20 protein-coding genes and 1 tRNA gene are annotated in these 21,306 nt (G+C 42.1%); 2 read left to right on the top strand and 19 right to left on the bottom strand.

The genetic code is table 11. The annotated features are described in order from the left end of the window. Window positions 1–179: 179 nt before the first annotated feature. The 4 genes from pyrG to tig form a co-directional block, all read right to left on the bottom strand. A complete protein-coding gene (pyrG, locus tag AC4HAL_RS07545; protein ID WP_491093661.1) occupies window positions 180–1,784 on the bottom strand; it encodes a CTP synthase in 1,605 nt (534 codons plus the stop codon). A 183-nt stretch (window positions 1,785–1,967) separates the two neighbouring features. After that, window positions 1,968–2,546 (bottom strand): DNA-directed RNA polymerase subunit delta, encoded by a 579-nt coding sequence (rpoE, locus tag AC4HAL_RS07550; RefSeq protein WP_447452861.1) that lies wholly within the window; start codon window positions 2,544–2,546, stop codon window positions 1,968–1,970. A 96-nt stretch (window positions 2,547–2,642) separates the two neighbouring features. Further along, window positions 2,643–3,308: an HAD family hydrolase gene (locus AC4HAL_RS07555; RefSeq protein ID WP_491093662.1), complete on the bottom strand. Its 666-nt coding sequence runs from the start codon at window positions 3,306–3,308 to the stop codon at window positions 2,643–2,645. A gap of 146 nt (window positions 3,309–3,454) precedes the next feature. After that, window positions 3,455–4,738: a trigger factor gene (gene tig / locus AC4HAL_RS07560; protein WP_491093663.1), complete on the bottom strand. Its 1,284-nt coding sequence runs from the start codon at window positions 4,736–4,738 to the stop codon at window positions 3,455–3,457. Window positions 4,739–4,888: 150 nt separating this feature from the next. Here tig and AC4HAL_RS07565 point away from each other — a divergent pair, with 150 nt between their 5' ends. Beyond that, window positions 4,889–5,740 (top strand): mechanosensitive ion channel family protein, encoded by an 852-nt coding sequence (locus AC4HAL_RS07565; RefSeq protein WP_491093664.1) that lies wholly within the window; start codon window positions 4,889–4,891, stop codon window positions 5,738–5,740. Window positions 5,741–5,792: 52 nt separating this feature from the next. Here the strand turns inward: AC4HAL_RS07565 and AC4HAL_RS07570 are convergent, their stop codons facing one another. The 15 genes from AC4HAL_RS07570 to rpsB form a co-directional block, all read right to left on the bottom strand. Then, window positions 5,793–6,356 (bottom strand): TIGR01440 family protein, encoded by a 564-nt coding sequence (locus tag AC4HAL_RS07570; protein ID WP_491093700.1) that lies wholly within the window; start codon window positions 6,354–6,356, stop codon window positions 5,793–5,795. A gap of 7 nt (window positions 6,357–6,363) precedes the next feature. Then, window positions 6,364–6,834: an ECF transporter S component gene (locus AC4HAL_RS07575; RefSeq protein WP_447452857.1), complete on the bottom strand. Its 471-nt coding sequence runs from the start codon at window positions 6,832–6,834 to the stop codon at window positions 6,364–6,366. Next, window positions 6,821–7,582: a bifunctional hydroxymethylpyrimidine kinase/phosphomethylpyrimidine kinase gene (locus AC4HAL_RS07580; RefSeq protein ID WP_491093701.1), complete on the bottom strand. Its 762-nt coding sequence runs from the start codon at window positions 7,580–7,582 to the stop codon at window positions 6,821–6,823. The genes AC4HAL_RS07575 and AC4HAL_RS07580 overlap by 14 nt, the downstream gene beginning before the upstream one ends. Beyond that, the gene (gene truA, locus AC4HAL_RS07585; protein WP_491093665.1) at window positions 7,575–8,324 is read right to left on the bottom strand and encodes a tRNA pseudouridine(38-40) synthase TruA; all 750 of its coding nucleotides are present in this window, start codon (window positions 8,322–8,324) and stop codon (window positions 7,575–7,577) included. Before truA ends, AC4HAL_RS07580 begins: the two co-directional genes overlap by 8 nt. A 184-nt stretch (window positions 8,325–8,508) precedes the next feature. Beyond that, window positions 8,509–9,636: a molecular chaperone DnaJ gene (gene dnaJ, locus AC4HAL_RS07590; protein WP_491093666.1), complete on the bottom strand. Its 1,128-nt coding sequence runs from the start codon at window positions 9,634–9,636 to the stop codon at window positions 8,509–8,511. A gap of 834 nt (window positions 9,637–10,470) precedes the next feature. Next, complete coding sequence (gene dnaK / locus AC4HAL_RS07595; protein ID WP_491093667.1) at window positions 10,471–12,312, bottom strand: molecular chaperone DnaK; 1,842 nt, start codon at window positions 12,310–12,312, stop codon at window positions 10,471–10,473. A 246-nt stretch (window positions 12,313–12,558) separates the two neighbouring features. Then, window positions 12,559–13,119: a nucleotide exchange factor GrpE gene (gene grpE, locus AC4HAL_RS07600; RefSeq protein ID WP_491093668.1), complete on the bottom strand. Its 561-nt coding sequence runs from the start codon at window positions 13,117–13,119 to the stop codon at window positions 12,559–12,561. A gap of 12 nt (window positions 13,120–13,131) precedes the next feature. Then, on the bottom strand, window positions 13,132–14,166 hold the full coding sequence (gene hrcA / locus AC4HAL_RS07605; RefSeq protein WP_491093669.1) for a heat-inducible transcriptional repressor HrcA: 1,035 nt from the start codon (window positions 14,164–14,166) through the stop codon (window positions 13,132–13,134). A 185-nt stretch (window positions 14,167–14,351) separates the two neighbouring features. Next, window positions 14,352–14,936 (bottom strand): glycoside hydrolase family 73 protein, encoded by a 585-nt coding sequence (locus tag AC4HAL_RS07610; protein WP_447452849.1) that lies wholly within the window; start codon window positions 14,934–14,936, stop codon window positions 14,352–14,354. Window positions 14,937–14,952: 16 nt separating this feature from the next. Further along, window positions 14,953–15,687 (bottom strand): M15 family metallopeptidase, encoded by a 735-nt coding sequence (locus AC4HAL_RS07615; RefSeq protein WP_491093670.1) that lies wholly within the window; start codon window positions 15,685–15,687, stop codon window positions 14,953–14,955. After that, entirely contained in the window at window positions 15,674–16,375 is a 702-nt protein-coding gene (locus AC4HAL_RS07620; RefSeq protein WP_491093671.1) for a histidine phosphatase family protein, read from the bottom strand. The genes AC4HAL_RS07615 and AC4HAL_RS07620 overlap by 14 nt, the downstream gene beginning before the upstream one ends. An 83-nt stretch (window positions 16,376–16,458) precedes the next feature. Continuing rightward, window positions 16,459–17,796 (bottom strand): PFL family protein, encoded by a 1,338-nt coding sequence (locus AC4HAL_RS07625; protein ID WP_491093672.1) that lies wholly within the window; start codon window positions 17,794–17,796, stop codon window positions 16,459–16,461. Window positions 17,797–17,808: 12 nt separating this feature from the next. Continuing rightward, the gene (locus tag AC4HAL_RS07630; protein WP_491093673.1) at window positions 17,809–18,075 is read right to left on the bottom strand and encodes an ACT domain-containing protein; all 267 of its coding nucleotides are present in this window, start codon (window positions 18,073–18,075) and stop codon (window positions 17,809–17,811) included. A 662-nt stretch (window positions 18,076–18,737) separates the two neighbouring features. Continuing rightward, entirely contained in the window at window positions 18,738–19,778 is a 1,041-nt protein-coding gene (gene tsf, locus AC4HAL_RS07635) for a translation elongation factor Ts (RefSeq protein ID WP_491093674.1), read from the bottom strand. Between the two features lie 303 nt (window positions 19,779–20,081). Then, window positions 20,082–20,858 (bottom strand): 30S ribosomal protein S2, encoded by a 777-nt coding sequence (rpsB, locus tag AC4HAL_RS07640; protein ID WP_447452843.1) that lies wholly within the window; start codon window positions 20,856–20,858, stop codon window positions 20,082–20,084. Between the two features lie 206 nt (window positions 20,859–21,064). Here rpsB and AC4HAL_RS07645 point away from each other — a divergent pair. Beyond that, window positions 21,065–21,135, top strand: a tRNA-Cys gene (locus AC4HAL_RS07645). Window positions 21,136–21,306: the final 171 nt, after the last annotated feature.

Raw genomic sequence — 21,306 nt, forward strand, 5'->3', positions numbered from 1 at the left:
TACGAGTTCGTTTGTGGTAAGATGGGTGTAGGTCATTTATGGTAGTTCCTCTCAGACAAATGTGGTGTTTATCTGAGCCTATCATAAATGGCTTTTTTCTGTCTAGCTTAATTTTACAAATTGGGAAATGAGAAGAAAACCCTAGCCCGAAGGCTAGAGTCGTTTTCGAATAATTTCTTTTATTTAGCATTTTCAACTGCAGCTGTTACAAAAGCTGTGTAAAGTTCTTCAGCACGATTAGGACGACTTTGCAACTCTGGATGGTATTGAGCTGCGACAAAAAATTTTTTATCTGACAGCTCAACAACCTCCATCAAGCGATTGTCAGGTGATACGCCTGAAAAAACAAAACCGGCTGCTTCAAAATCCTCGCGGAATTTAGTATTGAACTCATAGCGGTGACGATGACGGCGTTGAATAACCTCTTGGTTGCTATAGGCTGCAGCAGCCTTTGAGCCAGACTTAAGTTTACATGGATACAAACCCAGACGAAGAGTCCCCCCCATGTCTTCAACATCGATTTGATCGCGCATGATATCGATGACAGGATAAGCCGTATCTGGATCTAGCTCTGAGGAATTAGCTCCTTGCATATTAAGAACATGGCGAGCAAATTCTACACAAGTCAGCTGCATACCCAAACAGATACCAAGCATCGGAACATCATTCTCACGCGCATAGCGAATAGCCTGAATTTTACCTTCAGTCCCGCGTTGACCAAAACCACCAGGAACAATGATTCCATCAGCATAATCAAGGAGTTCAGCAACATTTTCAGCTGTAACATCGTTAGCATTGATCCATTGAAGGTCAATGGCAGAGTCGTTGACATAGCCTGAATGCTTAAGCGCCTCGACAACTGAAAGATAGGCATCTGGCAGCTCAACATATTTACCAACCAAGGCGATTTTAGTGGTCTTTTTGAGGTTAAGGACCTTATCAACCATGGCTGACCATTCGGTCATATCCGCTTCAGGTACATCTAATTTCAAATGGTCACAGACAATCTGATCCATACCCTGTGCTTGCATATTAAGGGGAACTTGATAGATATGATCAACATCAAGGGACTCGATAACAGCCTCTGGCGCCACATCACAAAACTGCGCTAACTTATTTTTAATCGCCTGCCCTGCCGGTTGCTCTGTACGGATAACCAACATATTAGGCTGAATCCCTAGCCCGCGCAATTCTTTGACTGAATGCTGAGTGGGCTTGGTTTTCATTTCACCAGCAGCTTTAAGATAAGGAAGCAATGTTGTATGAATGTACATAACATTATCAGAGCCCACATCTGCTTTCATTTGGCGAAGAGCCTCTAAAAATGGCAGACTCTCAATATCTCCGACTGTTCCGCCAACTTCAGTGATAATAACATCAGAGTCAGTTGTTGTAGCGGCACGCTTAATTTTCTCCTTGAGGGCATCCGTAATATGGGGAATAACCTGAACAGTGGCACCAAGATACTCACCCTTACGCTCTTTTCTCAAAACCTCGCTGTAAATTTTTCCTGTTGTAACGTTTGAATACTTATTAAGGTTGATATCAATAAAGCGTTCATAGTGACCAAGGTCAAGATCTGTTTCAGCTCCATCATCTGTCACATAGACTTCACCATGCTGATAAGGGCTCATTGTCCCTGGGTCAATATTAATATAAGGATCAAATTTTTGAATTGTAACTTTTAGTCCACGATTTTTAAGCAGCCGTCCAAGACTGGCCGCTACAATTCCCTTACCAATCGAAGAAACAACACCACCTGTAACAAAAATGTACTTTGTCATACACACTCCTTATTATCTCAAACGGCACAGCTAGACACACAGCCAGCCTTATTTTATAGTACACAAGGCTTTTACTTTTAAAAATAAAAATAGCCCCCTATTTGCCTAGGGAGCATTCCGACCTCTAAAAGAGGTGCCCGATAATTAGTATAGATTATCCAGAGGCTTTTGTCAATCAGAAAATCAAGCTTCCTCGTCGTCCTCATCATCTTCTTCGTCATCAGATTCATTTAAGTCTACAGTATCCTCGTCTACGTCTTCATCGGGGATAATTTCGTTAATTTCTGAATCATAAGACTCAACTTCTGATTTTTCATCATCAGGATTTTCTTCATCGTACTCAACATCCGTTGGCGTAAAATCATCCTCGTCTTCTGGATCATCATCATTATAATCAATGGCATCTTCATCCCCATCCATGAAGGCATTAACACGCTTTTTCTTACGTTTAGGAACGTCTTCACCATTTTCTTCCAGTGTAATCACTTCTTCATCAATTTCATCAATGGCATACCATGACCGAAGTCCCCATTTATTTTCACCTAGAGGAATAAAGCTGCCATCAGTATTCAAATCTGAATAGAAAAATGGCAGAGCATAGCGAATATCAGCATCAGATGTTCCTAAGTAGTTTTGAATCTCATTGACTAAATCGCTGAAGTACATTTCATTATCGCGACCACGTGTCTCTAAAATAGCACGGGCAACTTCAATCATTGACAGTTCGCTCTTTTCTTGTCCAGCAAATACTTCTAATTCCAAGGCTGTTCTCCTTATTTTGTCATTAACTTATATTTTACGATATTTTTAGTAGTAAGTCAAAAATGATTTTCCTTATACATCCAAAAACAAACTAGTTTAACTGGTTGATTTTTTAACAAAGGCCAAGATATCCCGCATATCTTCGGCTATATAATCAGCCAGCGACTGATCAATACCGAGGCGATCTTCTCGATAAGCAAGGACCGTCAGATCTGCGCCTTTAGCCGCTGCTATCCCTGAAGGCGAATCTTCAATAGCCAGTACTTCCCCACTTGAAATAGCCAAACGTTCAAGAACCGCCAGATAGATTTCTGGATTTGGTTTACTCTTTTCAAAATCCTCGCCGCTGACAATAGCATCAAAATACCCCTTAATACCACAAGTTGTTAAAACAGTTTTTATATAATCTCTCTTTGTTGACGAGGCAAGAGCTAAGGCGATCCCCTCTGCCCTAGCATACTCTAAAACAGCCAAAACATCTTTGCGAAACAGAGACAAACAATTTTCTTTGCGATATTTTATCCTTTCAATCTCATCTAGTCCAGCTGCAATTTCACTCAGGGAAAGCGACGTCTGACTGAGACGCTTTATTCTTTCTAAGAGGTCTTGTCCAGAGCGTCCAACCAGCTCCGAGAAATCCTTAAAAGTCAGTTGTGAGGGATTATATGCAATCTGTTTAATATAATTCTGTTGCAGTTGAAAATCTAAATATTCTGTATCAACAATGACACCATCCATATCAAAAATAATCAGCTTTATCATAATAACCTCTTCACGATGCCCTGAATCCTGCTTTCTATCAACTTGCTCAGCGTTATTCTAATCTTATGGGCAGCCGAATTTAAACAGCTAAAAAACGAGAGACTTGGAGTTCTCCCCAAGTCTCATCAACAAAGTCAAGATAAAAACTACTTGACACTCGCAGAACTAGTAATAGTTTCAATAGCTTTCTTCATAGTGATATCATGTTTCAGCATGTCAGATGAAAGCAGTGAACGAACCTGTTCAGCATCCATATTATATTCCACAGCAAGATCTGTAATCTCTTTTTCAATTTCTTCGTCTGTTGCATCAAATCCTTCAGCAGCTGCAATCGCTTCGATAACAAGATTTGTACGCACACGTTTATCAGCATCTGCTTCATATTGTTTGTGAAGATCGGCCTCAGTCGTACCTGTCAGTTGATAATACATATCAGGTGAAATTCCTTGTTGTTGCATATTGCTCAGGAATTCATTCATCGCACGGTGCACTTCATCATGTACCATTTCCTCTGGTAGTTCCGGAATTTCTGCATTTTCAACAGCCAATTCAAGCGCAGCGCCTTCAACAGCATCGTCATAAGCAATTTCTTTAGCGGCTTCTAACTCTTTGCGGTATTTAGCTTTCAACTCATCAAGTGTTTCTACTTCTTCGTCGATATCTTTAGCTAACTCATCATCAAGTTCTGGGACTTCTTTAGATTTAACTTCATGCACTGTTGTTGCAAAAACTGCGTCTTTACCAGCAAGATCATCAGCTTGATAATCCTCAGGGAAGGTTACATTGACTTCTACTTCATCACCAGCTTTAGAGCCAACCAACTGTTCTTCAAAGCCTGGAATAAATTGACCTGAGCCAAGCTCAAGAGAGAAATTATCTCCCTTGCCACCATCAAACTCCACGCCATCAACGGTACCGACAAAATCAATAACAACGGTATCTCCATTTTCAGCAGCAGCATCCTTAATAGTCAACTCAGCTAAATTGTTACGTTCACGCTCGATTTTGTCGTTAACTTCTTGCTCCGACACTTCCTTCGTTTCCTCAACAGAAACTTCAAGGTTCCTATAGTCACCCAACTTAACTTCTGGTTTAGTTACAACTTCAGCTTTGATAACCCAATCCTGCCCCTTTTCCATTGAATCAACATCAATTTTAGGTTGAGCCACGACATCAAGCCCACTTTCAGATACAGCTGCATCGTAAGCTGTAGGTAAAATGCTATTCAAGGCATCTTCATAAAGCGCTTCCTCGCCAAAGCGTTGATTAAAGACAGCACGCGGCATATGCCCTTTACGGAACCCAGGAACATTTAAATCTTTTTTTACTTTATTGAAGGCTGTGTCAAGAGCTGGTTTAATTTGTTCTTGACTGATTGTAAATGTAAGCACACCGCGGTTAGCAGCCGTGTTTTCAAATGATACAGACATCTTTATCTCCTTAAAAAATCGTAATATACCTTAGTCTATCATAATTTAGGGGGTTTTAAAAGTTTTTTTATGCGAAATTCCCCGCTTATCAACTAAAAACTGCTACTTCCGCAAAAATTTGTTAGACTAATAGGCAGAAAGGATTTCTCTATGAATATCTTAAACAAATACTGGGAATCACTCCATTTGGAAGATATGGCAGTCACACTGCTGTCCAAAGTTATATCACTCGCTTTGCTGATTTTCGTCTTTATTATCGGTAAACGTATTGCAGACTGGGCCTTTAAAAAATTCTTTGAACGTTCTCCCCGTCTGTTGGGGCAAACCGAAGGAAGGCGTAAAACCTTGATAAAGCTCTTCCACAACATTATGAGTTACCTGCTCTATTTCATGCTTATCTACTGGATCTTAGCTATCCTAGGCCTACCTGTCTCTAGTCTAATTGCCGGAGCAGGGATTGCAGGTTTGGCTATCGGTTTAGGAGCACAAGGTTTTCTGTCTGATCTCGTCAATGGTTTTTTCATCCTTATTGAGCGGCAATTTGATGTTGGAGATTCCGTAACGGTGGACTCTGTTTCAGGAACAGTGTCCAGCGTGGGGATTCGTACGACAGAAATTCGAGATTTTGACGGAACACTGCATTTCATTCCAAATCGGCAAATTTTGCTGGTCAGCAACCAATCTCGCGGAGATATGCGGGCTCAAGTTGACATTCCTATCTATGCCACCACGAATCTTGATCGGGTGACTCAGATCATCAAGGAGGTTAATAGCCAAGAGGTTCCTAGCAATCCAGAAATTGTAGGAGTCCCTAATATCTTAGGTCCCCGAACAGCTATCAATGGGCAATTCGTTTTTCGAGTAGATATTTTTGTGCAAAATGGGCAACAGTTCCGTATCTACTCCAAATTTTTCCGTCTTTATCAGGAGGCATTATTGAAAGATGGCATGACACTCCCCACACCCAGTGCCCACATCATTCCACCAACATCAAAGAGCTGAGCTTAAGTCCAGCTCTTTTTATGACAGCAAACAACTACCACATTATCAGCTTTTAGGCTTTTCGAATAGAATCTTTTTCATGCAGAGCCCGGTCGCCTCCGATGAGTTTTGGGCGGCTAGCAAGGGCTGTTACATGAGCTCCTCCGAGTTCCCTTTGAATGGGAATCAGAGGAACTTGAACACGTTTAACATGCATGCCAATAAAGGTATCACCAATATCTAGACCTGCATGCGCAACAAGCTCTTCAACCTCAACAGGGTGCTCCATAAATTTAAATGCAGCTAGCTGGCCACTGCCGCCAGCATGAAGACTGGGAAGCACATTAACCACCTCCAGCTGCTTTTCCTCTGCAACAGACTCTTCTACGACTAGAGCTCGATTGAGATGCTCACAGCCCTGAACAGCTAAATAGACATCACGCTTTTGCGTCTCATTTAAGACAGTCTGTACAACGACTTCACCAATTTCTAAGCTGGAGTTTTGGCCAATACGACCACCAGCTACCTCACTGGAAGATAAGCCTAGGACAAAAATCTGTCCCGGTTTAATCGCAGAGCGTTCCAATATATCTACAATAATTCCTTCTGTTTGTTTTTTCAGTAGGTCTAAATCCATCATATCCTCATTTCTTAGGAAATAAATTTGAAAACAGCTTAAAAGCTATAAAGCCTATCACCGCACCAAGTATCGTCTGAAAAGAATTCCCCCATATCCCGGCGACAGCCGCTCCCCAGCCATAACCAAGTATCAAAGCAGCTAAAACATAAACACCGACCATAGTTATAGAGGCCAATAGCACTCCAACAAAGCGATATTTTCCTTGTAAACCAGCAAGGAGTCCCTGCAAGCCGTGGGCTAGCAAACTAAACAACATATACTGGGGGTAGCCCAACAATAGATCTAAAAGAAAAGCAGATATCCCCCCGACGGCTGCTCCGCCGCGACTACCCATATAAAAGGCGGTAAAGAAAACTCCTGCATCCAGCAAGGTCAAAAAACCAGTTGGAGATGGAATATGAATAAAACCTAATACCGTACTAAGTGCCGCTAGCAAAGCTAGAAGTGTTAATTGGTGTAGTCTAATTTGCCTCATAATTCTGTACCACTCCATACTGATCAGAATGTTGAATACCTTGATAAACGAAGCCCTTAGCTATCCTTACTGCCTCGAAAATCTCCTTGCCAAGAACCAATTGGCTAGCAATACTAGACGCGAAGGTGCACCCTGCTCCGACATTGTTTTTGTCAAGCACAGGGTAATCCAAAACTCTAAAATCTTCCCCATCGTAGAAAAGATCTACAGCTCTCTCAGAATCCAAGCGACTGCCCCCTTTAATAACAACTGTTGGAGCACCAAGTTGATGAAGAGTCTTAGCTGCAGATTTCATATCTTCCAGTGTCTTGATTTCCTGCTGGGCAAGCAACTCGGCTTCTGATAAATTCGGAGTCACTATAGTGATATTAGGGAAAAATTTTAATAATTCATCACGCAGTGCACTGACTGCGACATCGTGTTTTTCCTTACAGACCAAAACAGGGTCTAAAACGATTGGTATTCCCTTGTGGTCTTCTATAAATTTCAGTGCTTGGGTGGCAATGGCAGTATTTGGCAATAATCCCAGTTTAATAGCTCCAAAGGCAACAGGCTTCAGGCTATCCAACTGTGCTTTAAAGACCTGTCCATCTGTCGCAAATACCTCAAAGCCTTTTTCTGTCATAGCTGTCAAACACGTTACTGCCACAAAACCACGCAGGCCATTAGCTGTATATGTATTGAGGTCTGCGTAAAGACCACCCCCGCTAAATACGTCGTTTCCCGAAATAGCCAAAACATTAGTCATCATAGATAATCTCCTTCAGATAAAGGCCGTTGCCAGCAGCTGTTGGCCCAGCCAAATTACGATTCTTCGTTTCTAATACTGTCCTAACCTGATTTACAGGCATACGCCCATTGCCAATTTTCAAGAGAGTTCCTACCATATTGCGCACCTGCTTATAGAGGAAGCCATTACCAGTAAAAGTAAAAACTAAAAAGCCAGTCTTGGCATCAACCGTCACCTCTGCCCTTGTAATCGTTCTCACCTTATTAGTCACCGAGCTCCCTGAAGCTGTAAAGCCAGTAAAATCATGGGTGCCCACTAAATCTTTGATAGCTTCCTGCATAGCAGCCAAATCGATAGGATAAGGATAGTGCGTTGCATAGGCCCGCATCATAGGATTTTTAGGACGGCCAATGTCAACAAGAAACTCATACGTCTTACTATGCTTATGATAGCGAGCATGAAAATCATCAGTCACTTGCTCAACACTAACCACATCAATATCTTCAGGTAACTGAGTATCCAACCCAAACCTCAGCTTTTCTTCATCACGAACCTGAGGTAAATCAAAATGAATGACTTGCCCATAGGCATGAACGCCACTATCCGTTCGTCCAGCTCCATGTACCTTTACAGGAAAACCACTGTTTAGTCGCTGCAAAGTTTTTTCTAACTCTTCTTGAACTGACCGTTCCTTAGTCTGCCTCTGAAAGCCCGCAAACAGGGTGCCATCATAAGAGATAATCGCCTTGTATCTTACCATAGCCTTATTTTAGCATGATTAATCAGTCTCGCCCAGAGAAAAAGAGTCAATCTGTCCCCGGACAGATTGAACCTATAAAAAAACTATTCCATTTTATGTAGGAACAGCTACATTCGGGAATAGTTTCTTTTGATTTTGATAACTTAATGACCTTGTTCTAAATATCTGCCCTTTGATTATAAATCTATTCAGCATCAAAGGCGTCTTTAACCTTATCAAAGAATCCTTTTTTCTTAGGTTGAATACTGCTTTCGCCGCTGGCTGCTGCAAAAGCCATCAGGGCCTCTTTTTGTGCCTCATTAAGCTTAGTAGGAGTGACAACATTAATCGTTACATGCTGATCCCCCTGACTGCCCCCGCGCAGACGAGGAGCTCCTTTACCCTTGAGACGGAAAGTTTTACCCGTTTGAGTACCTTCAGGAATCGTCATTTCAACATCACCATGGACTGTCGGTACCTCAACAGTATCTCCAAGAGCAGCTTGGGCAAAACTGATATTCAAGGTATAGTAGATAGTTGAACCATCACGTTCAAATTTCTTGCTTGGTAAGACATTAATAATAACGAAGAGATCACCGTAAGGACCGCCGTTAAACCCTGCTTCCCCTTGACCTTGCAAACGGATCTGTTGACCAGTTTCAACACCTGCTGGCACCTTAACAGAAACCTTATGTGATTTCTTTTCATGACCACTACCTTGACAAGTCGTACATGGATCCTTAATTTCCTTACCAGTACCATGGCAGACATCACAAGTCACCTGGCGGCGCATCATACCAAGGGGCGTTTGAGTATCTACATTGATCACACCTTGACCGTGACATCGACTGCAGGTCACTGGACTCGTTCCAGGCTTGGCCCCAGAACCATGACAGGTGTGACACTCAGCTTCCCGATTATAGGTAACATCTTTTTCAGCCCCAAAAACCGCCTCTTCAAATTTCAAGTTCAAGCGATATTGCAAATCATCACCTTGACGTGGCGCATTGGGATTGCGGCTAGTACCTCCACCAAAGAAACTGGAAAAGATATCTTCGAAACCACCGAATCCTGCGCTATCGAAACCGCCAAAACCGCCACCGAATCCTGCATTGGCACCGTCTGGTCCATACTGATCATAAGCAGCACGTTTTTGCTCGTCTCCCAAGGTTTCGTAAGCCTCTTGAATATCCTTGTATTTTTGCTCAGCCCCAGGCTCTTTGTTGATGTCTGGGTGGTATTTCTTAGACATCTTACGATAGGCTTTTTTGATTTCATCTTGCGAGGCATCCTTGGACACCCCCAGACGGTCATAATATTCTTGATTGTTCATAATTTATGATACAAAAGGCGTTAAGAAAACCGTATGAAAATAGGAAACTGACGCAGTGTGTCAAACACACTAGGAAGTTTATCTTTTTCACTAGGTTTTTAGCCTGTGTTCGAATAAACGAACTTGTATTCCTTTCTATTGATGTACTATGAGAAAACAGAAAATCCTGATTTTCTAGACGATTTATCTTTTCACACAAATTTTTAGGGCGGGTTCAATTCCTTTCTATAAAGTTTTTTTCTGTGGACAAACTCCTAAGAGACTTAAAAAATAGAAAACTGTCCGATGATTCCTTGCATCTAGATAAAGCTTATCTTTTTGGCACAGTCCTTAGTCCGCGTTCAGTTGAGAACACCTGTATTTCTTTCTGTTTAAGCTTGGAAAATCCTTACCGAAAATTGATAAAATCGCTATCAAAATTGCAAAGAAATAATTAGTCAAAGTAGCTAATGGAAGCAGTTTACAGCATGTTTGTGACCTGCCCTCATCACTCTTATAGAGGTGAGACGACGAAATCACAACTCTGCTGATCGATTTTTGCCTTATTCTCAAAAACAGAGGCTGAGTTGCAACCTCTGCAGTTGGTTTTATAGTAGAGTTACTATCTCGCTTTCGAATTTCCACGCTCAGGGTAGAACAGTTCACAGGTCTTGCCACCAGCTCATCATTTTTTGGCTCGTAGGATAAATTGCCCACTGGGTGGGGCGTTTTTGCGACACGAGGATGCAAAATCGATAATATTTTACTGACGAGTTAGTAAGACACCTAGGTTATTCGCTATAGCGACAACTGTTAACTGATGAGCTCTTTAGTATAGTCGTCAGTTTTGGTGGGTTATTTCTCCGTGAACTCCCCATCTACAACATCATCGCCACCATTACCGTTATTGTCAGCTGAGTCAGTTGCTTGCGCACCTTCTGCTCCGCCAGCTGCCTGCTGCTCAGCAGCAGCTTGTTCGTAAAGTTTTACCGCAAGAGCTTGAGCTTTTTCATTGAGAGCTTCAAGTTTAGACTTCATGTCGTCAAGATTGCCTGATTCCTGAGCGGCTTTTAATTCATCAAGAGCTGATTGGGCTGCGTCACGTTCGCTATCGAAGCCTTTGCCTTCAGTTTCTTTAATGGTCTTTTCTGTTGCAAAGATCGCTTGGTCAACTTCATTCTTGAGATCAACTTCTTCTTTACGCTTAGCATCAGCGTCAGCATTGGCCTCCGCATCTTTCATCATGCGATCGATTTCTTCTTCAGAAAGACCGTCATTTGACTTGATAACAATGTGCTGTTCTTTTTGCGTACCAAGGTCTTTGGCTTTAACCGATACAATACCGTTCTTGTCAATATCAAAGGTTACTTCGATTTGTGGTACACCACGAGGAGCAGCTGGAATATCGGTCAATTGGAAACGTCCAAGTGTCTTGTTATCAGCTGCCATTGGGCGTTCCCCTTGGAGAACATGGATATCAACAGCTGGTTGGTTATCGGCTGCGGTTGAAAAGACTTGTGACTTAGAAGTTGGGATAGTTGTGTTGCGGTCAATCAACTTCGTGAAGACACCGCCCATAGTTTCGATACCAAGTGACAGTGGGGTCACATCAAGAAGCACGACGTCTTTGACATCACCAGTGATGACACCACCTTGAATAGCAGCACCCATGGCTACGACTTCATCAGGGTTTACAGATTTGTTTGGTTCTTTACCAGTTTCAGCCTTAACTGCTTCAACAACAGCAGGGATACGCGTTGAACCACCAACTAAGATGACTTCATCAATTTCTGACAGGCTCAAATCAGCATCAGACAAAGCTTGGCGAACAGGGGTCTTGGTGCGGTCAACAAGATCGCGAGTCAAATCATCAAATTTAGCACGTGTTAATGAGACTTCCAAGTGGAGCGGTCCAGCATCACCCGCAGTGATGAAAGGCAGGCTGATTTGTGTTTGGGTGACACCCGACAAGTCCTTCTTAGCTTTTTCGGCAGCATCTTTCAAACGTTGCAGAGCCATCTTGTCAGTTGACAGGTCAATGCCATTTTCTTTCTTGAATTCATCAACCAAGTAGTCAATAATCTTTTGGTCGAAATCGTCACCACCTAGTTTATTATCACCAGCAGTAGCCAATACATCGAAGACACCATCGCCTAACTCAAGGATAGAGACATCAAAGGTACCGCCACCAAGGTCAAACACTAAGATTTTTTCATCTTTATCTTGTTTATCAAGACCATAAGCAAGGGCTGCTGCAGTTGGTTCGTTGACGATCCGTTCGACTTCAAGACCAGCGATTTTACCAGCATCTTTAGTTGCTTGACGTTGCGCATCATTGAAGTAGGCCGGAACAGTGATGACAGCCTTTTCAACTTTTTCACCAAGATAATCTTCAGCATATCCCTTGATGTATTGCAGAATCATAGCTGAAATTTCTTGAGGAGTATATTCTTTATCATTGGCAGAAACTTTTTCAGAGGTTCCCATTTTAGACTTAATGGAAATAACCGTATCTGGGTTTGTTACTGCTTGACGCTTAGCGGCATCACCGACAATGATTTCCCCATTTTTAAATGAAACAACCGAAGGAGTTGTACGGTTACCTTCTGGGTTAGCGATAATTTTACTTTCAGTGCCTTCAAGAACGGCAACTGCTGAGTTTGTTGTTCCTAAGTCAATACCAATAATTTTAGACATAATACAAGATACCAAGAACATTGAAACAGTCCAGCGACTGCTATTAACGTTCAATTCCTTTCAAAATTTAAATTATTATTCTTGTTCGTTATTTACTAGTTTTCTGTCATTTCGGACAAGTCAGTCTGTTACTAGTTTGATAGTAAAATCGATACCATTTTGCTATCGAGCTAGTAAGGAGTCTAGGCAATCCGCCATAGCGGTTGCCGTATAATGATGAGGCGTTTTAATGCCCATCATTATTGACTAGTTATACACCACCACCATAGCTGGCCGAAGCAGCCGATCGTGCAGTTTGTAGCCTTTTTGGAAGATTTCTGCAATACTGTCTGCTGGGTGCTCATCGTCAGCTGGTAAGGTCTGCACTGCCATGTGAAAATTGTGATCAAAGCTTTCGACTGTTACTTCTTCCACGCCTTCTTCTTTGAGAGCTTGGATCAGGCTTTCTTGTACCATTTCCAAGCCTTTTTTCACATCATCGCTCAAGCCCTCAACCGCTAAAGCACGCTCCAAATTATCCAAACTAGGCAAAATCGCCTTAGCTAGATCCTGTGAACGATACTTTTGCAGCTGCTGGCGCTCTTCATTGGCGCGTCGCTGAATATTTTGCATCTCCGCGTGAGCCCGCAGATATTTATTTTCAAAATCATCTGCCTTCGCAAGAGCTTCTTCAAGTTCTGATTTTTCAGGAGCCTCTTCATCATTATCGACTACAGTCGCCTCCTGCTGATTTTCTTCATCTTCAGAAACCGTTGTCACTGTCTCTTCAGCAGCCTCTTCGTTTTCTTTTTTAATATCTTCTGACATAATGCCTCCTATTTAATTTACCTCGTAATGATTACTGCTAAGATAGCGATAAAAATCCGCTAACTTCATCGTTAAAACCCGACTAACAATGCTAAGAAGTCCCAAAGTCCGCTGATAATCTACAGTAACAGGCCCCATAAGACTCAAGCTACCGAATCCACGATAAGGGATTAAAAATTTGTAGGATAACTGAGTCAAAGACTTAAGCCCTTGTTGATTTTCTTCAGCCAATCGAATAACATAAGGCTGCTCATCTTGAAATTGTTTTCTAATATCCAGAGCCAACTCTTGATTATTATCAAACAAGCGATAGGTTTTAACATCAGCATATCTGAGGAGATTCTCTTTACCAGATAAGAACAGTTTTTCTACAAACATTTCCTTAAAGATATGTTCAAATAATTCCAAGACATTATCTGTTACCTTGAAATAGCGTTGGACAATCTGCGGGATCTCAGTTCGAATCCGATAATGAATTTCCATCACTGTTTGCCCTAAAAAGCGTTCACATACCAGATTGCTTAAAGTGGCTAAATCCTCATCAAGAAAATTCTTGGGAATAGCAAACTGACTTGTAACAGTATTGGAATCATCAAAAGTCATGACAGCTAGAGCATCGTGGTGACTGAGCTTTACAATATCAAAAGCGCTCAAGCGCTGATTGCTAGGTTCAACATCCAGAGCAACAGCAGTACAGCCAGTCAGCTTTGCCAAAATATCACTAGCCTTTTGTAACAAATCCTCTAATTTAAAAAATTCAAAGTCAAAAGCCTTGACGACCTCATAAACATCCGCTTCATCAACACGCTCAAGATTTAACAAATGATTGACATAGTATTGAAAACCTTGACGACTGGGCAAGCGACCACTTGATGTATGAGCTTTTTCCAATAAACCAATTTTTTCTAAAGCAGCCATATCATTACGAATCGTAGCACTGCTAGAAGCAATGTAGTTCTGTAAAAGCTTTGATCCGACAGGTTCATGAGTCTGTGTAAACAATTCAATAATGACGGACAAAATATCATTTTGACGCTGTGTAATCATCCCCGACACCTCCTGTCAGATTTAGCACTCTTATGACACGAGTGCTAACTTATGTTTCTATTATACTGCTCTAAAAATTGATGTCAAGGGAAAAACTCAAAAAATTAGCACTCTTTCAAAAAGAGTGCTAAAAGACTTATTTCTACTGCAATTTGGGCAATAGGTTTAGAAACCTTCCATCCACCTCATTTATCATACTTTGTTAGCTGATGCTTCTGAATAATAGCAGTGAGTTTATCCGCATAATGAGGATCGGGACTAACGCCAGCTTTTTGCAAGGCTTGAACAGCAGTCGTGTATTCCTCAGCTGTTGCTACTGTTGTATAAAGCTGGGTCCCCCACAGTCCAGAACTCAATGCCTCCATATAAGCCGAAAGGCTACTCTGCCAGTCCGTATAAATGGCGTAAGGCTGCTTAACTGTCCGCCATTGACCCGATTCGTAAGACTGAGTCGTTAAAACAATCCTTGCCTGTCCTGATTGTGCTAACATACCTGTATAGTTGTGATAACGCACCGCTAGTAAATTAGAGCCATAGTCAGACGACTGAGCCATCTGGGCAATGATAATAGAAGCTTTGACTCCATACGCTTTGGATAGTTTTTGAGCAGTTGGAGCAACCTCCTTGATAAAAGCTTCCTGACTATAGTGAGATACCACCTTAGTGTTGGCAGCCTTAGTTCTCATGTTAAAAAGCAAGGGCAAAAGGATAAGGGCTAAAACAAAGCCAAAAACAATTATAAAAGGCCGAAATTTTAGCCTAGTTCTCATAAATATACCTCCTTACTTATTTCTTCTTGAGCACTGCAAGGTACTCTTCCAAGCTTAGATCATGCTCCGTCATATATTTGGCCGAGGCCTTACCGACATAGCGGAAATGCCAGTCTTCATAGTCTACGCCTGTTGAGTCACTTTTGCCCTTTTCAAAGCGTAACACAAAACCATATCGGGGGGCCAACTTCTTAATTTGAGAAACAACAGTTGGATCGCTTTCGTTAAGATTGTCAACGGTACTCATATCAATAGCTAAACCTGTCTGATGTTCACTAGCACCTGCCGGCTGCGAATAGGTCTTGACCTTTTCCTTGGCCTCATCCTCGCTCAAACTAGGATCACTGGACATTTCTTGTTTAACATAAGAACTAAAGAGCTCCTCCTGATAGGCGACACTGCGATAGCCTGAAATCAAATGCTCACTGCTATCAATTTGTTGGGCCGCCTCTAAAAAATCTCTAACATTATCAGCAATTCGAGAATCCACCTCTATATTATCCACTGAAGTCAATTCAGGATTAAGTTCTTCTGTAAGATTATCCCGATTGACAAGAATCAGCTGCCAATCGTCTGCTGAAACATTTGGTAATTCTGCAGTTGCTTTAGACTCTTTCATAGCAGATTGATGAGAAGACGAATTGACTTGAGACTGGTGAGATTCTTGTTTATCACGAACATAGGCAACACCAAAAATAATTAGCAGGGCAGCGATAAAAGCTACCAAGAGATTGCGATTACGACTTTTCATACACTTCCTTTTCTAACAATTCTCTGCCTTTTTGGCGATAAGACATATCACCGATAGCATCAATATGAAATCGACCTTCTTCATAAGTCAGCTGACAAACACTGCCATTATCTAGAGCTAGACTGCGCGGTAAAGTTGAATCCAGCAATCCCATCAGTGTGCCGATAGTCATACCGTGGCTAACTACGATAGCATCACCACCCCCTTGACTCTCAACTTCCTTAGCAATATCGGTAAATCCCGAAAGGATCCGTTCCCTCAGCACATCCCAAGGCTCAGCCCAGCCTGCTGTATCAACGGCTAAAATAGCATCAGCCATATCCTTATATGTCAGCTCTTCAACAGGCTTATCAAAAACCCGTGGCATAACACCGTTAAAGAGTTCAGCATCATACCCTCCGTCCAAACTACCAAAGCACCACTCACGAATCCGCTTATCCCGCTTATAAGGAATCGTCTCTTGCCCCAGTTCACTCAGGATAATTTCCATCGTCTGTAGAGTCCGGCCACTGTCGCTAGAGTAAGCCGCAGCAAAATGCAAACCGGCCGCTTTCAAGCCAAGACCCAACTCCTTGATTCCTTTTTCTCCATCTTTCGTCAAGGGTGTATCTGACCACCCCTGCGCCCGACCAATTGTATTAAACATGGTTTTCCCGTGACGGGCAATAAATAGTCGTGTTTTTGCCATAATAAGACCTTCTCCCGAGTTTTTTATTATTATACCAAATTTAAGCCAATTAAAACACCTATCAAAAAATAGGTGTCCAATAATTAATTTTTAAAACTATGAATAGGGGCAGGAATCTGACCACCTCTCGCAATAAAATCTGCAGATGATTTCTTGTTGACAGACATAACTGGGGCTGCACCCAACAGACCGCCGAATTCGATCATATCGCCTTCTTTTCCTTTAGGAATAATGCGCACCGCTGTTGTCTTCTGATTGATCACGCCGATAGCTGCCTCATCAGCAATCATGGCCGCAATAGTCTCTGCTGGGGTCTCCTCGGGAATAGCAATCATGTCTAAACCAACCGAACAAATCGCTGTCATTGCTTCTAATTTTTCCAGATTCAGAGAACCGCTTTGCACTGCTGCAATCATCCCTTCATCCTCCGACACAGGGATAAAGGCACCGGATAGACCGCCAACTTGGTTGCAGGCCATAACACCGCCCTTTTTGACTTGGTCATTAAGCAGAGCCAGCGCTGCCGTTGTACCATGAGTGCCGACTGTCTCCAGCCCCATTTCTTCAAGAACTCGAGCAACTGAATCGCCGACTGCCGGAGTCGGAGCAAGCGACAGATCAACAATACCAAACTTAACACCCAAGCGCTCCGACGCCAAACTACCTACTAATTGGCCAATTCGAGTAATTTTGAAAGCTGTTTTTTTAACCGTTTCAGCGACAACGTCAAAGCTTTGACCGCGAACTTTTTCCAAAGCACGCTTAACCACCCCTGGTCCTGAGACACCAACATTAATGACAACATCGGCTTCTCCTACGCCGTGAAAAGCACCTGCCATGAAAGGATTGTCCTCAACAGCATTCGCAAAAACAACCAGCTTAGCAGGACCCATCTCAGAAGCTGCCGAAGTCTCCTTGATAATGCGCCCCATATCACGTACTGCAGTCATATTGATACCAGACTTGGTTGATCCGATATTGACAGATGAACAGACAAAGTCAGTCTCAGCCAAAGCTTGGGGAATAGAATTGATGAGAATTTCATCTCCCTTTTGATAGCCCTTTTGCACCAATGCTGAAAAACCGCCGATAAAATTAATACCAATATTTTTAGCTGCGCGATCCAGCGCCTTAGCTAAAGGAACATAACTGTCTGCATCCGTCGCTGCGCCAATGATGGAAATAGGTGTTACAGAGATACGTTTGTTGACAATTGGAATCCCCAATTCAGCTGAAATTTCATCCCCAACTTCAACCAACCTGCTCGCCTTATCAACAATTTTTTGGTAGACTTTTTCAGCAGCTCTACTGATATCTGAATCAATGCAATCAAGAAGAGAGATACCCATGGTAATGGTACGAACATCAAAATTCTGCTCTTCAATCATGGCTATGGTTTCTGTGACCTGCTTAATATCCATTTCCTTACCCCCTTATAAATTGTGCATGGCATCAAAAATAGCAGAGCTTTGAATATTAATCTTAACCTGCAGCCTCTCTCCCAGCGCTTCCAACTCAGAGCGCAAAATAGCAAAGTCCTTCTTCTCTTCTGAAGAAACTATGGCCATCATCATAAAATACTCATCTAAAATAGTTTGAGTAATATCATCAATGTTAAGACCTAAATCAGCTATTTTAGTTGAAACGCCAGCCACAATTCCTTGGGTATCTTTCCCAACAACGGTAATAATCGCTTTCATGTTAAACACCTCTTCGTTTAATATTGTTAGTATTTTATCATATAAATAAGCTTTTTTCTACGAATATTCGGGGCTAAAGGCTTAATTCCCGAACTTTTTGGAATAAAAAAGAGTCTGGGACAAAAGTCCAGACCCGTTAGCATTATCCTAGATTTACCAGATCGACGCAGTGGTTGGGAGTAAGACTTCTTGGCATAGCCAAGAAGTCTTACTCCTGCACAGTTCATTAGGTGCTTTAACACCCAATGAACCACTGCTGATTGGCGATCCTTATCTTGAGGTGCAGTCCTATTTTTAGACGACTCCTTAAACAGTCCAGTGGAGTTTGGCAGTGGGGATAGACTGCCAAGACCTGCCACCTAAAAACAAGAAAGTGGCAGAGGTTTGAACCATAAAATAAGAGAGCGAGGAAAATCAAAATCGTGATTTTACCACGATTTACTGATTGAGCCCCACTCTCTGTGCTAAATTGAATACGCTCCAAACTCGGTATCTAGATAAGCCTCCTTGTGCGCAAGGCTACCTTCTTAAAATCTTAGTTGCTTCTATGAACCCAGTATTCTTAGAATAAAAGCAGCCTGCAATACTTGCAAAAGGGGGAAAGCTTCCCAAAGTTTGCCTCTACATCCCTATTTTGCTTTGAGCGTAAAAGGCTTAATACCTTAATTATTAAGGGCAGCAGCCATTGTTGCAGCAACTTCGTTTTCAAAGTCATTAGAAGCTTTTTCGATACCTTCACCAACTTCAAAGCGCGCAAATTCGGTAACTTTGGCATTTACTGAGTCAAGATAGGCTTCAACCGTCTTGCTGTCATCCATGATGTACACTTGGGCAAGTAATGTGTATTCCTGGTCAACTTTAGTATTGTCCAACATGAAGCGGTCCATTTTACCTGGGATGATTTTATCCCAGATTTTTTCTGGTTTGCCTTCAGCTTGCAATTCAGCTTTGATGTCCGCTTCTGCTTGAGCAAGCACATCATCTGTCAATTGACCCTTAGAGCCGTATTTCAAGTGCGGAAGAGCTGGCTTGTTAACCATAGCACGGCTTTCGTTATCTTGATCGATTTTGTGGTTCATCTGAGCCAATTCGCCCTTGATGAATTGCTCATCCAATTCCTTGTAAGAGAGCACTTTAGGACTCATGGCTGCAATATGCATAGAGACTTGCTTAGCCAAAGCCTCATCGCCACCTTCAACTACGGAGATAACACCGATGCGGCCACCATTGTGTTGATAAGCGCCAAAGACTTGATTATCTGCTTTTTCCAATACTTGGAAACGGCGGAATGAGATTTTTTCACCGATAGTTGCTGTAGCGTTTACATAGGCAGCTTCAAGTGTGTCACCTGAAGGCATTACCAGTGCAAGAGCTTCTTCGTTGTTAACTGGTTTGCTTTCAGCAATCACTTTAGCCGTTTCATTAACAAGGTCAACAAATTGAGCATTTTTCGCAACAAAGTCTGTTTCAGCGTTAACTTCAACAACTGCAGCTACATTACCAGCAACGTAAACACCTGTCAAGCCTTCAGCGGCAACGCGGTCTGCTTTTTTAGCAGCCTTAGCCATACCTTTTTCGCGCAGCAACTCGACCGCCTTTTCGATATCGCCATCAGTTTCTACAAGTGCTTTCTTAGCGTCCATGACGCCAGCACCAGATTTTTCACGCAATTCTTTAACAAGCTTTGCAGTAATTTCTGCCATGATTCATCCTCCAAATAATATATGAATAATAATTGAACTCATCCACGACACTGTGTAAAAGATGAAGCTTTCTTAAATGCCCATGCATCTCGTTGCCCTCACTATTTATATCGTATCGCTGACGGTTTAGTGTCTTAAAATCAAGCACGTTTTGAAAGCCCAATATTTGAGATAAGTCACCTTGTGCTCAAACACACAAAAACATGTACTTTCCTAAATTCTCAGTCGCTTTACGAGCTTATATCTTAATATAAAAGAGCGAGGGCTGAGCCCTGCCCTTAAGGCTTTTTCATTTCCTAAAGTTTATTCGTTGTCGCCTTCAACTACTTCAACGATTTCTTCCATTGAATCTGCAGCATTTTCGCTAGCTGCCAGTTCTTCTTCAACAGAGCTGTCTTCACCTTGGTTTCCTTCGATGATAGCATCTGCCATCTTAGAAGTGATCAACTTGACGGCGCGGATAGCATCATCATTGGCTGGGATAATAACATCGATGTCATCTGGATCTGTGTTGGTATCAACCATAGCCACAACTGGAATACCAAGTTTCTTAGCTTCTTTAACAGCGATTTGTTCTTTATGTGGATCAACAACGTACATCACATCTGGGATGCGTGGCATATCTTCGATACCACCCAAGAATTTTTCAAGACGGGCACGTTGTTTGTTAAGAAGGGCAACTTCTTTCTTAGGAAGAACTTCAAAAGTTCCTTCTTCTTCCATACGTTTGATTTCTTTAAGGCGTGCGATGCGTTTTTGGATAGTATCCCAGTTTGTCAAGGTACCACCCAACCAACGGTGGTTGATGAAATATTGACCAGCACGTGTAGCTTCTTCAGCGATAGCTTCAGCTGCTTGCTTTTTAGTACCAACAAACAAGATCACTGCTTCGTTCGCTGCAGCATCACGAATAAAATCGTAAGCTTGATCAGCCAATTTTACAGTTTGCTGAAGGTCGATAACATGAATGCCGTTACGCTCTGTAAAGATGTACTTAGCCATCTTAGGGTTCCAGCGGCGAGTTTGGTGACCGAAGTGAACACCAGCCTCAAGAAGTTGTTTCATTGAAATTACTGCCATGAGTAGTTTCTCCTTTAAATTGTTTTTTTCCTCTCTTGGATTTCAGCTCGCAAGCCAACTCTAAGAGCAACAGACTCACGATTCATCCAGGATGAGTATTATCACCTAACTGGCGACCCTACCATAATAGCAAATTTCATAGGATAAATCAAGCTAATTTGACTTGACTAGGACAAGAATTTAAGATAAAATATAATGCGTTATAAGGCGGTATAGCCAAGTGGTAAGGCACGGCTCTGCAAAAGCTTGATCGTCGGTTCAAATCCGTCTACCGCCTTCTAGTGTTAACGCTACTCATAGCACTTAATCCGTTGAAAAGCCTCTTCAAGGCTTTTTATTTTAGCCATCAGTTTTGAACTGCAAAAGACATTTATTGGCGTGGGTAAAGAGTAGGGGATATTTCCTTTTCTTATCATTGTTACAAACTATTTAAAAGGCTGAGATTCTT

The sequence above is a fragment of the Streptococcus sp. ELY_125 genome, assembly GCF_058314535.1.